This window comes from Bradyrhizobium sp. KB893862 SZCCT0404 (assembly GCF_018130885.1).
GTDB classification, from domain to species: Bacteria; Pseudomonadota; Alphaproteobacteria; order Rhizobiales; family Xanthobacteraceae; genus Bradyrhizobium; species Bradyrhizobium stylosanthis.
Genome location: NZ_JAFCLT010000002.1, coordinates 753,518 through 765,680, shown reverse-complemented (window position 1 = coordinate 765,680; position 12,163 = coordinate 753,518). Strand labels below are relative to the sequence as shown.

The following is a 12,163-nucleotide window of genomic DNA, read 5'->3' as shown; positions in this document are numbered from 1 at the left end:
TTTCACCAACTCCCGCGGCCGCCGGCCGGGGCGAACCCACACGCGCGTGATCGAGAGGCAACCATGACCATCAGCATCAATGTTCCTGATATTCACGAACTGAAGCCCCGGATCACCGTGTTCGGCGTCGGCGGCGCCGGCGGCAACGCCGTCAACAACATGATCACGGCGGGCCTGCAGGGCGTCGACTTCGTGGTCGCCAACACCGACGCGCAGGCGCTGACGATGTCGAAGGCGCAGCGCATCGTGCAGATGGGCACGGCGGTCACGCAGGGCCTCGGTGCAGGTTCGCAGCCGAACGTCGGCGCGGCGGCGGCGGAAGAGGTGATCGACGAGCTGCGCGACCATCTCTCGGGCGCCAACATGGTGTTCGTCACCGCCGGCATGGGCGGCGGCACCGGCACCGGTGCTGCTCCCGTCATCGCCAAGACCGCGCGCGACATGGGCATCCTCACCGTCGGCGTCGTGACCAAGCCCTTCCACTTCGAAGGCGGCCGCCGCATGCGCACCGCTGAAGCCGGCATCAACGAGCTTCACAAGGTCGTCGACACGCTGCTGATCATCCCGAACCAGAACCTGTTCCGGGTCGCCAACGAGAAGACCACCTTCGCTGACGCCTTCGCGATGGCCGACCAGGTGCTCTACTCGGGCGTCGCCTGCATCACCGACCTGATGGTCAAGGAAGGCCTGATCAACCTCGACTTCGCCGACGTCCGCGCCGTGATGCGTGAGATGGGCAAGGCGATGATGGGCACCGGCGAAGCTTCCGGCGACAAGCGCGCGCTGACCGCTGCGGAAGCCGCGATCGCCAACCCGCTGATCGACGATAGCTCGATGAAGGGCGCCAAGGGCCTCCTCATCTCCATCACCGGCGGCAAGGATCTCACCCTGTTCGAGGTCGACGAAGCCGCGACCCGCATCCGCGAGGAAGTCGATCAGGACGCCAACATCATCGTCGGCGCCACCTTCGACGAAGCGCTCGACGGCCTGATCCGCGTCTCGGTCGTCGCCACCGGCATCGAGCAGGCTGCGATCGCCCGCAACAGCCAGGCGACCTCCGCTCCCGTGGCGAACGCCGCGCCGCAGCAGATCCAGCACGTGCAGCAGGCTCCCGCTGCTCCGGCCGCCGCTGCCGAGAGCCGTCTCGCCGACCTCACCGCCCGCCTGCGCGCCGACAATCAGCGCCTGGCCGAACGCGCCCAGAAGCTGGAATCGCAGATCCCGGGTGCCGCGCCGGCTCCGGTTGCGTCCGCCCCGATCGCGCCGCGCCCGAACGTCGAGCGTGCCGCGCTCGCCGCCATCGCGGCGGCTGTCGCCGAGGTCCCGCAGGCCCCCGCGCCGCAGACCTATGGCGACGTGACCGTGCGCCCGATCGCGCAGAAGCCGACCCTGTTCCCGGAGCCCGAAATGGCCCCGGTCGCAATGCAGGAGCCGATGACGCCGGAAAACTTCATCCCGCCGCAGGCCGAGCGTCCGCCGGTCCGCGCTCCGCGCATGCCGCGCATCGAGGAACTGCCGATGCCGGCCCAGGCCGAGCTTCGCCAGGCCCGCGGTGAGGTGGAAGAAGAGACCCCGCAGAAGACCCGCCTGTCGCTGCTGCAGCGCCTCGCCAATGTCGGCCTCGGCCGCCGCGACGAGGAGAGCGAGCCGCCGGTCGCCGCCCGCACCGCCGGTCCCGCCATGCCGCCGCTGCCCGACCGCCGCCCGCAGAAGACCGTGGCGCAGCAGATCGCGGCCAGCGAGCCGGTATCAGAGTACGCCCGTCGTCCCGCGCCGCAGGGCCTCGACATGCACGGCCGCCCGGCGCCTGTTGCGCCGGCGCCACAGGGTGACGACCATCTTGATATCCCGGCCTTCCTGCGGCGGCAGGCGACCTGAGGATTGTTACAATAAGGCAGACCCAAAAGGGCCCCGGCGGGAAGCTTGCCGGGGCCTTTCCTTTTTGTCCGGGATGGTCCGGATTGCAGAGCCAAGCAACTGATTTTAAATCATTAATTATGCATTCGGTGGTTCAGTAAAACCGCCGGCAGCGGCCCAAAACGTCGGCGCAATTTGGTTAAGCCTTGGCGCGAATACGGCAGGTTTGGGGTAACAATCGGTAAAAAAGCGTGAGTTGGCGCTGTTTGGGGCAGTGACTATGGTTTGCCGTGACTTGGGGATACGGAGATTCGCAACCGTCGGCACTGGCCGGCCAAGTGGGTCTAGTATAAGTCGCAGTGGTCGTAGTGGGGCGGGTTCCTGATGAAATTTAGCCGGCAAACAACGCTTCGCGCGCAAGCCACCGTGGCAGGCGTAGGCGTTCATTCCGGTCTTCCCGTCACTCTCACGCTGGGGCCTGCGCCTGTCGACGCAGGTTTTATTTTTGTCCGCACCGGCCTCGAGGGAAGTGACCGCGAAGTTCAGGCGACCGCCGAGCAGGTGATCGCGACCGATCTCGCCACCGTCCTCGGCGATCGTAACGGCCCGTTGGTCTCCACTGCCGAGCATGTGCTTGCTGCACTGCGGGGCATGGGCGTAGACAACGCCACGATCGAGCTCGACGGCCCGGAAGTGCCGATCATGGACGGCAGCGCCGCGGCGTTCATTGCCGCCATCGACCAGGCCGGCATCGTCACCCAGTCGGCGCAACGCCGCTTCATCCAGATTTTGAAGCCGATCTCGGTCAAGATCGGCGACTCCTTCGGCGAGATCCGGCCCTATGCCAACGGGTTCCGCGCCGAGGTCGAGATCGACTTCACCAATCCCGTCATCGGCCAGCAGAGCTACACCTTCGAGCTCAGCCCGGAGCGCTTCCGCCGCGAAGTCGGCCGCGCCCGCACCTTCGGCCTGATGTGTGACGTCGCCCGGCTCTGGAGCGCCGGCTATGCGCTCGGCGCGTCCTTCGACAACACCGTCGTGTTCGACGAGGAGCGGCTGCTCAACACCGAGGGCCTGCGCTACGCCGACGAATGTGCCCGCCACAAGGTGCTGGACGTGATCGGCGACCTCGCGCTGGCCGGCCTGCCGCTGCTCGGCGCCTACCGTTCGGTTCGCGGCGGCCACAAGCTCAACCACGCCGTCCTGACCGCGCTGCTTGCCGACCGTACCGCCTGGCGGGTGGTCGAGGGTGAGGCGGTGCGTCGCACCACGCGTCCCGTGGCCGAGGTTGGCGGTAGCATCGTCGGCGGCCGGATCGCGGCGGCCTACGGGCCGGACGTTTCCTGAAGAGAGACGTCTCCTGACGGGACCTGCCGCCGCTGACGCTTGGCGGCGACTTTCCCCCGGGAAACTCCTGGTAACCATGATCGGCTAGCATTGCGGCACGTTCGCCTTAATCCGGGCGAAATGCCTGCCTATCCGGTTTGACGATCGTTTTTCGGATACATCGGCGTGGGCGTAGGGCAGGCACCACGGCACCATTTCGCGCCCATGACGGAGTTCATGGGCTGGCGGGCACCGCATCACAGGGCGTCAGGGCTTAAACTCATGTCGGCACAGCGTACGACGCGCGGATCTCTTTCGATGTCGCCAGGGCCCGCGGCCCGCGGGCTACTCCAGGCCGCTACCTTCGTCCTGCTCGCACTGCCGCTGGCCGGCTGCGGCACCGGCGATCTCTGGGACAAGTTCACCGCCAAGGACGACACCTTCGTCGAGGAGCCCGCCGACAAGATCTACAATGAGGGCCTGTACCTCATGAACGAGAAGAAGGACATGAAGGCGGCGAACAAGAAGTTCGAGGAAGTCGACCGCCAGCATCCTTATTCCGACTGGGCCCGCAAATCGCTGCTGATGTCCGCCTACGCGTCCTACCAGGGCGGCGACTACGACGGCTGCATCGGCGCCGCGACCCGCTACGTCACGCTGCATCCCGGCAGCCCGGACGCGGCCTATGCGCAGTACCTGATCGCCGCTTCGCATTACGACCAGATCCCGGACATCAGCCGCGACCAGACCCGCACCGAGAAGGCGATCGCCTCGCTGGAAGAGGTGGTGCGCAAATATCCGACCTCCGAATACGCGACCTCGGCCAAGGCCAAGATCGAGGGTGCCCGCGACCAGCTCGCCGGCAAGGAGATGAACGTCGGCCGCTATTACATGCAGAAGCGCGACTACACCGCCGCGATCAACCGCTACAAGGCCGTCGTTACCCAGTACCAGACCACGCGCCATGTCGAGGAGGCGCTCTACCGGCTCACCGAGGCCTATATGGCGATCGGCATCGTCGGCGAGGCGCAGACCGCCGCCGCCGTGCTTGGCCACAATTTTCCTGACAGCCGCTGGTACAAGGACGCCTATAATCTTGTAAAATCCGGCGGTCTCGAGCCGAGCGAGAATCAGGGGTCCTGGATCAGCAAGACCTTCAAGAAGATGGGCCTCGGCTAGGAAATTTGGTTCCATGCTGGCGCGTCTGTCGATCCGTGACATCGTCCTGATCGAACGGCTCGATATCGAATTCGCCACCGGCCTTGCGGTTCTGACTGGCGAGACCGGTGCGGGCAAATCCATTCTGCTCGATGCCTTTGCACTGGCGCTCGGCGGCCGCGGCGACGCTGGCCTCGTGCGCCATGGCGCGGAGCAGGGGCAGGTCACCGCCGTCTTCGATATCCCGACGAATCACCCCGCGACGAAGATCCTGGCCGAGAACGGGCTGGACGATACCGGCGAGATGATCCTGCGAAGGGTCCAGCTCGCCGACGGCCGCACCCGCGCCTTCATCAACGACCAGGCGATCAGCGTGCAGACGCTGAAGGCGGTCGGCGCCGCCCTGGTCGAGATCCACGGCCAGCACGACGAGCGCGCGCTGGTCGATGCCGCCACCCACCGCCGCCTGCTCGATGCGTTCTCCGGCCTGGAGAAGGACGTCGCGGCAGTCGAATCGCTCTGGGATGCGCGCCGCACCGCCAATACCGCGCTGGAGGAACATCGCGCCGGCATGGAGCGCGCCGCGCGCGAGGCCGACTATCTGCGCCATGCCTCCAGTGAGCTGAAACAGCTCGCGCCGAAGGAGGGTGAGGAGACTTCGCTCGCCCATCGCCGCACCACGATGATGCAGGGCGAGAAGATCGCCTCCGATCTGCGCGAGGCGCAGGAGGCGGTCGGCGGCCATCATTCGCCGGTCGCGGCGCTGTCGGCGGCGGTGCGCCGGCTGGAGCGCCGCGGCGTCAATTCGCCGGCGCTGGTCGAGCCTGCGGTGAAGGCGATCGACATCGCGATCAACGCGCTTGAAGAAGCCGACCAGCATCTCCTGGCCGCGCTGGCCGCGACCGATTTCGACCCGGCCGAGCTCGAGCGCATCGAGGAGCGGCTCTTTGCCTTGCGTGCAGCGTCTCGCAAATATTCGACCCCGGTAGACCTGCTCGCGGCGCTCGCCGCCCAATACGCGGCCGACGTCGTGCTGATCGACGCCGGCGCCTCGCAGCTGAAGAAGCTGGAGCAGGCCGCGATCGAGGCCGATGGGCGCTATGCGGCTGCTGCCAAGAAGCTGTCGCTGGCCCGGCAGAAATCGGCGGAGAAGCTCAACAAGGCCGTCAACGCCGAGCTCGCCCCGCTCAAGCTCGAACGCGCCAAGTTCATGACCCAGGTCGCGACCGACGAAGCAGCGCCGGGCCCGCAAGGCTTCGACCGCGTCGAGTTCTGGGTGCAGACCAACCCGGGCACCAAGCCGGGCCCGATGATGAAGGTCGCCTCCGGCGGCGAGCTGTCGCGCTTCCTGCTGGCGCTCAAGGTGGTGCTGTCCGACCGCGGCTCGGCGCCGACCCTCGTCTTCGACGAAATCGACACCGGTGTCGGCGGCGCGGTCGCCGACGCCATCGGCGGGCGTCTGGCGCGGCTCGCCGGCAAGGTGCAGGTGATGGCCGTGACCCACGCCCCGCAGGTCGCCGCCCGCGCCGACCAGCATCTGCTCATCTCCAAGGACGCCCTCGACAAGGGCAAGCGCGTCGCCACCCGCGTCAATGCGCTCGCCGCCGACCACCGCCGCGAAGAGATCGCCCGCATGCTGGCGGGGGCGGAGATCACGGCCGAGGCGCGGGCCGCTGCGGAGAGGCTGCTGAAGGCGGCGAGTTAGGTTTCGCGTCCCGGACGCGGTGCAGCGCGTCGCGCTGCTCCGCAGAGCCGGGACCCAGAGTGTCGCCGCGTGGACCCCGAATCAGCTGCGCACCGCTTCGCGCTGCACAGCATCCGGGGAACAAACCGCCCAACCCGCCTTTACCCTCCCGCCCGCTCCGTCGTATCCAAGCACCCATGGCAAGAGCAGCAAAATCCCAGGCAAAACCGCTTCGCGACGTCGCCGACCTCACCAAGGCGCAGGCCAAGATCGAGCTCATGCGGCTGTCGCTCGAGATCGAGGGGCACAACGAGCGCTACTATCAGGATGACGCGCCGACCGTCACCGACGCCGAGTACGACGCCCTGCGCCAGCGTCTCAACGCGATCGAGAAGCGCTTCCCTGAATTCGTCAGCGCAGAGTCGCCGTCACAGAAGGTCGGCGCGGCACCGTCGGGGCGGTTCAGGAAGGTACGCCACTCCGTGCCCATGCTGTCGCTCGACAACGCCTTTGCGGAAGAGGACGTGCGCGACTTCGTCGGCCGCATCGTGCGCTTCCTGAAGCTCGACGACGACAAGATCAATTTCTCCGCCGAGCCGAAGATCGATGGCCTGTCGATGTCGCTGCGCTATGAGGGCGGCGAGCTCGTCACCGCGGCGACGCGCGGCGACGGTGCGGAGGGCGAGGACGTCACCGCCAACATCCGCACCCTCGAAGACGTGCCGCAGAAGCTGAAAGGCCGCAACGTCCCCGACATCTGCGAGGTGCGCGGCGAGGTCTATATGACCAAGAAGGCGTTCCTCGCGCTCAACGAACGGCAGAAGGCGGCGGGCGACACCATCTTCGCCAATCCGCGCAACTCGGCCGCGGGCTCGCTCCGGCAGAAGGATCCGGCCATCACGGCGTCGCGGCCCCTCGGCTTCTTCGCCTATGCCTGGGGCGAGATGAGCGCGATGCCGGAGCCGACGCAGACCGGCATGATCCATTGGTTCGAGCGCTGCGGCTTCAAGACCAATCCGCTGACAAAACTGTGCCACTCGGTCGAGGAACTGGTCGCGTTCCACCAGAGCATCGAGGAAGAGCGCGCCGAGCTCGACTACGACATCGACGGCGTGGTCTACAAGGTCGATCGCATCGACTGGCAGGAGCGGCTCGGTTTCGTCTCGCGCACGCCGCGCTGGGGCATCGCGCACAAATTCCCGGCCGAGCGCGCCATGACGGTGCTGCGCGACATCGAGATCCAGGTCGGCCGCACCGGCTCGTTCACCCCCGTCGGCAAGCTCGAGCCGGTCGGCGTCGGCGGCGTGATCGTGCAGAACGTCACGCTGCACAACGAGGACTACATCAAGGGCATCGGCAACAAGGGCGAGGTGCTTCGCGAGGGGCGCGATATCAGGATCGGCGACACCGTCGTGATCCAGCGCGCCGGCGACGTGATTCCGCAGATCGTCGACGTTGTCCTCGACAAGCGGCCGAAGAGTGCCAAGGAATATGCCTTCCCGAAGAAATGCCCGTGCCCGCTGCACACCGACGTCGTGCGCGGGGAGACGGCGGCCGGCGAAGAAGAATCCCGCGCCCGCTGTAGCGGCGAGTTCGCCTGTCCCTACCAGAAGATCGAGCACCTGAAGCTGTTCGTGTCGCGGCGCGCCTTCGATATCGACGGTCTTGGCGAAAAGCAGCTCCAGTATTTCTTCGACGAAGGCTGGGTCAAGGAGCCCGCCGACATCTTCACGCTCGAGAAGCGCAATTCAAAACTCAAGCTCGAGGAGATCGAGGGCTACGGCGCGACCTCGGTGCGCAATCTGTTCGGTGCCATCGACAGCCGCCGGAAAATCGCGCTGGAGCGATTCGTCTATGCGCTCGGCATGCGCCATGTCGGCGAGACCACGGCGCTGGCGCTGGCGCGGGGCTACGGCTCCTGGGAGGCCTTCCACGACGCCTGCCTCAAGGTCGCCAAGGGGGACGAGGAGGCGATGGCGGACATGGACGCGCTCGACCAGATCGGCGACACCGTGATCAAGAGCGTCGCCGACTATTTCGGCGAGAGCCACAACCGCGGCATCGTTGAGCGGCTGACCAAGGAGGTCGAGATCGTCGACGCAGAGAAGCCGAAGAGCAACTCGCCGGTCGCCGGCAAGACCGTGGTGTTCACGGGCTCGCTGGAGAAGATGACGCGGGACGAAGCGAAGGCGACCGCGGAGCGGCTGGGTGCGAAAGTGTCGGGCTCGGTGTCGAAGAAGACCGACCTCGTTGTGGCCGGCCCCGGCGCGGGCTCGAAGCTCGCGGACGCCAACAAGCACGGCGTCAAGGTGCTGACCGAGGACGAGTGGCTGAAGCTGATCGGGGAGTGAGTCGGTCTCGTGCCCCGGACGCGGCGCAGCGCTTCTTCAGCGGTGCGCTGCAGAGCCGGGGCCCATTGCGCAGCGATGTTGGCGGCTTCTGGGTCCCGGCTCTGCGCAGCAACGCTTCGCGTCGCAGCGCGTCCGGGACATGCGAGAGCCCGCCCCCTACATCATCCCGCTCTCTTCCTCCTCCGCCTGCTCGATCAGCGCTTCGCTCACCACCAGCTCGCGGCGGGGGACGACGAAGATCATCATGCAGGCGCAGAGCAGCGAGATCGCCAGCACCGCCGACGTCAGCGGCAGCGTGGTGGCGGAATGGCCGCCGAGATAGGCGCCGAATTGCGACATCAGCGCGCCGATGCCTTGCTGGAGGAAACCCATCGCTCCCGAGGCGGTGCCGGCGGCTTCGGGGCGGATGCTGATGGCGCCGGCGGCGGAGTTCGCCATCACGAAGGCATTGCCGACCATCACGATCATCTGCGTGCCGAACAGCCAGGCCGGCGCCTCGTTCCAGCCTGCGAAGCTCAGGAGTAGGTTCAGCAGGCTGCCGCAGAGCTGCAGGCCGAGCCCGAACCAGATCAGCTTTTCCAGCGAGTGCCTGGGCGCAAAGCGCACGCAGAGCAGGTTGCCGACGAGATACGCAAAGCCGGTCGTCGCGAACCACGCGCCATATTCGGCGCTGCTCCGTCCCATCTGCGTCACCACGATATAGGGGCCGCCGCCGGCGAAGGTGAAGATGATCTGGGAGGCCAGCACCTGGCACATCACATAGCCGATGAAAGCGCGGCTCTTGATCAGGGTGCCGACATCGGTGCGAAAGCCGCCGCTGCCGACGGCGCGGCCACGGCGTGTCTCGGGTAGCGCGATCGCGATGCCGACGGCGACTGCGATCGCGCCGATCGTGACGGCGTAGAAGATCGCCCGCCAGCCGAACGCGGTCTCGATCAGGCCGCCGGTGAGCGGCGAGACCATCTGCCCGATCATCAACGCTGCGACCACCAGGCTGATCATCGAGGCGACCCGTTCGCGCGGATAGATGTCGCGGATGATGGCGCGGCTGATCACCATGCCGGAGGCGCCGCCGAGCGCCTGGAAGAAGCGCGCCGCGATCAGTTGCGGCAGGGTCTCGGCGAAGATGCAGGCGATGCTCGCCGCGACCATCAGCGCGAGGCCGCCGAGCAGCACGGGGCGCCGGCCGAACTTGTCCGACAGCGGCCCCATGATCAGCTGCGACAGCGCGATGCCGACCATGTAGAGCGACACCGTCATCTGCGCGATCGAGATGTCGCTGCCGAAACTCGTCGCCAGCACCGGCAGTGCCGGAACCAGGATGTAGAGCGAGATCGGCGCGATCCCGGTCATGACCACAAGCAGCAGCAACACCACGCGCGAGGTCGCGATGTTCCGAGCCGTTTCCGGCGGCTTGCTGATCATGCCGTGCATATGAGTCCGTCTCGTCGAAATTCGAATCGACTGTAGCGTGCTTGCACAAGACGGAAATCGGCGTTTCGGAATGCGGCTATACGGATTCCGGGACGGTGATGATGGGACGTAGGGCGGCCGTTATTTTACGGGCGCGGGTATGCCGAGATGTTGTGCGGTGGTGCCGCATTCTCGGTGTCATTCCCCGCGAAGGCGGGGAATCCAGTATTCCAGAGGCGGTTGTGATTGAACCGATGGGCCGCGGCGTACTGGCTGCCCCGCTTTCGCGGGGCATGACGGCGGTGGTTGGGGAAGCAGCCTTGCGCAAATCGCGTAGCGCCATGCGTCGCGCTCTCGCGCGCTACGCCTTCAGCTCCGCCGTGGCCTGGTCGAGCCAGGCCCCCGTCGCCTCGTCGAGCGCCGGCCGCACCTCGGCCCGCACGCGCGCGTGGTAGGCGTTGAGCCAGTCGAGCTCATCCTTGTTCAGCATCGCGACATCGATCAGCCGGCGGTCGATCGGCGCGAGCGTCAGCGTCTCGAAGGCGTTCATCGGCTTCTCGGCGCCCTTGATGCTGGCTTCGATCACCAGCTCGAGGTTCTCGATGCGAATGCCGAAACCGTCGGTCTTGTAGTAGCCGGGCTCGTTGGAGAGGATCATGCCGCGCTTCAGCGGCGTGGTGCCGAGCTTGGAGATCCGCGCCGGCCCTTCGTGCACGCTGAGATAGCTGCCGACGCCGTGGCCGGTGCCGTGCTCGAAATCGACGCCGGCGGCCCAGAGATATTGCCGCGCCAGCGTGTCGAGCTGCGCGCCCGTGGTGCCGTCGGGGAAGGCCGCGCGCGCGATCGCGATGTGGCCGCGCAGCACGCGGGTGAAGCGGTCGCGCATCTCGCCCGTGGGCTCGCCCACCGCCATGGTGCGCGTGACGTCGGTGGTGCCGTCCTCATATTGCGCGCCGGAATCGATCAGCAGCAGATCGCCCGGCGCGATCCGCCGGTTGCTCTTGCGGGTGACGCGATAGTGCACGATGGCGCCGTTCGGCCCGGTGCCGGAGATGGTCGGGAACGACACGTCCTTCAGCGCGCCGGTGTCGCGGCGGAAGGTCTCCAGCGCCTCGACCGCGTCGATCTCGGTGAGCTTGCCGCTTGCCGCCTCGCGATCGATGAAGGCGAGGAAGCGCGCCAGCGCCACGGCGTCGCGCACATGAGCCGTCTTGGTGCCCTTGATCTCGGTCGGGTTCTTGACCGCCTTGAGCAGCGCAATCGGGTCGCTGCCGCGCACCGGCTTGCCGCCGGCGCCCGCGATCAATCGGCTCAGCGCGTCGGCCGCGGTCGCATTGTCCAGCGCGATCGCCGCGCCGCTCTTGGCGAGCGCCATCAGCGTCGGCGCCATCGCATCGGGCTCGCGCACGTCGGCGGACTGCTCGAGGTGGTCGCGCGTCAGGTTGGAGAGTTTCCGGTGGTCGATGAAGATGGTGGGACGGCCGTCCTTCGGCACCAGCGCGTAGGACAGCGGCAGCGGCGTGTGCGCGACGTCGGCACCGCGGATGTTGAAGGTCCAGGCCACCGCGTGGCTGTCCGACAGCACCAGCGCATCGGTGCCGAGTTTGGCGATCTCGCCCCTGATCTGCGCCAGCTTCTCGGCTTCCCCGACGCCGGCATGCTGGAGGCTGTGTACCGCGACCGGGGCGAGCGGCGGCTGCGGCCGGTCCTGCCAGATCGCGTCGACCGGATTGCCGTCGACGGCGACCAGCTCGGCGCCGGCCTTGGCGCAGGCGGCGGCGAGGCGTTCGGCTGCCGAAGAAGTGTGCAGCCACGGGTCAAATCCGAGGCGGTCGCCGGCTTTCAGGTGCGAGGACACCCAGCTTTCCGGCGGCGGATCGATCAGCGATTCCACCGCCCAGGCCTTCGCGTCGACCTGCTTCGCGGCCTGGATGGTGTAGCGGCCATCGACGAACAAGGCAGCCTCGTGCGTCAGCACCACCGCGAGCCCCGCCGATCCCGTAAATCCGGTCAGCCAGGCCAGCCGTTCTTCCGACGGCGGCACATATTCGTTCTGCTGCTGGTCGGCGCGTGGGATCACGAAGCCGGTCAGCTTGCGGCGGGCGAGTTCTTCGCGGAGCGCGGCAAGGCGCGCCGTCAACGCGACGCCGGCCTCCGGCTCCTCGAATGTCTGGAAGTGCGCTTCGAACATGGTGGATCACTTTAGGATCATGGGGATCGGTCCGCAATCTAGACGCATTTGCGTCGCATCTGGCATGGACTGTGCTTGAAATAGTTCCATTCGAATTGAGTGGAGTAAAGGATGCGGCATTCGCGCTTCGTCCGGATAATAGGGAAATTCGAGCAAGTGGTTCATCTCAACGGCGAGGGGACA

7 protein-coding genes are annotated in these 12,163 nt (G+C 66.8%); 5 read left to right on the top strand and 2 right to left on the bottom strand.

Going from position 1 to position 12,163, the window contains the following annotated elements; all coding sequences use genetic code 11:
• Window positions 1–63 precede the first annotated feature (63 nt).
• The 5 genes from ftsZ to ligA all read left to right on the top strand — a co-directional run bounded on the left by ftsZ (window position 64) and on the right by ligA (window position 8,376).
• Window positions 64–1,878 (top strand): cell division protein FtsZ, encoded by a 1,815-nt coding sequence (ftsZ, locus tag JQ617_RS12405; protein ID WP_212026540.1) that lies wholly within the window; start codon window positions 64–66, stop codon window positions 1,876–1,878.
• Between the two features lie 363 nt (window positions 1,879–2,241).
• Window positions 2,242–3,204, top strand: a complete 963-nt coding sequence (gene lpxC, locus JQ617_RS12400; protein WP_212026539.1) for a UDP-3-O-acyl-N-acetylglucosamine deacetylase — start codon at window positions 2,242–2,244, stop codon at window positions 3,202–3,204.
• A 261-nt stretch (window positions 3,205–3,465) separates the two neighbouring features.
• Complete coding sequence (locus JQ617_RS12395; protein ID WP_063689308.1) at window positions 3,466–4,362, top strand: outer membrane protein assembly factor BamD; 897 nt, start codon at window positions 3,466–3,468, stop codon at window positions 4,360–4,362.
• Window positions 4,363–4,375: 13 nt separating this feature from the next.
• On the top strand, window positions 4,376–6,046 hold the full coding sequence (recN, locus tag JQ617_RS12390; protein WP_212026538.1) for a DNA repair protein RecN: 1,671 nt from the start codon (window positions 4,376–4,378) through the stop codon (window positions 6,044–6,046).
• 176 nt (window positions 6,047–6,222) lie between these two features.
• Window positions 6,223–8,376: an NAD-dependent DNA ligase LigA gene (gene ligA, locus JQ617_RS12385; protein ID WP_212026537.1), complete on the top strand. Its 2,154-nt coding sequence runs from the start codon at window positions 6,223–6,225 to the stop codon at window positions 8,374–8,376.
• Between the two features lie 156 nt (window positions 8,377–8,532).
• On the opposite strand, the gene JQ617_RS12380 is transcribed toward ligA, so the two are convergent.
• Both JQ617_RS12380 and JQ617_RS12375 read right to left on the bottom strand, forming a co-directional pair.
• Window positions 8,533–9,810, bottom strand: coding sequence for a multidrug effflux MFS transporter (locus JQ617_RS12380; protein ID WP_212026536.1), 1,278 nt, complete (start codon window positions 9,808–9,810; stop codon window positions 8,533–8,535).
• Window positions 9,811–10,150: 340 nt separating this feature from the next.
• A complete protein-coding gene (locus JQ617_RS12375; protein WP_212026535.1) occupies window positions 10,151–11,980 on the bottom strand; it encodes an aminopeptidase P family protein in 1,830 nt (609 codons plus the stop codon).
• Window positions 11,981–12,163: the final 183 nt, after the last annotated feature.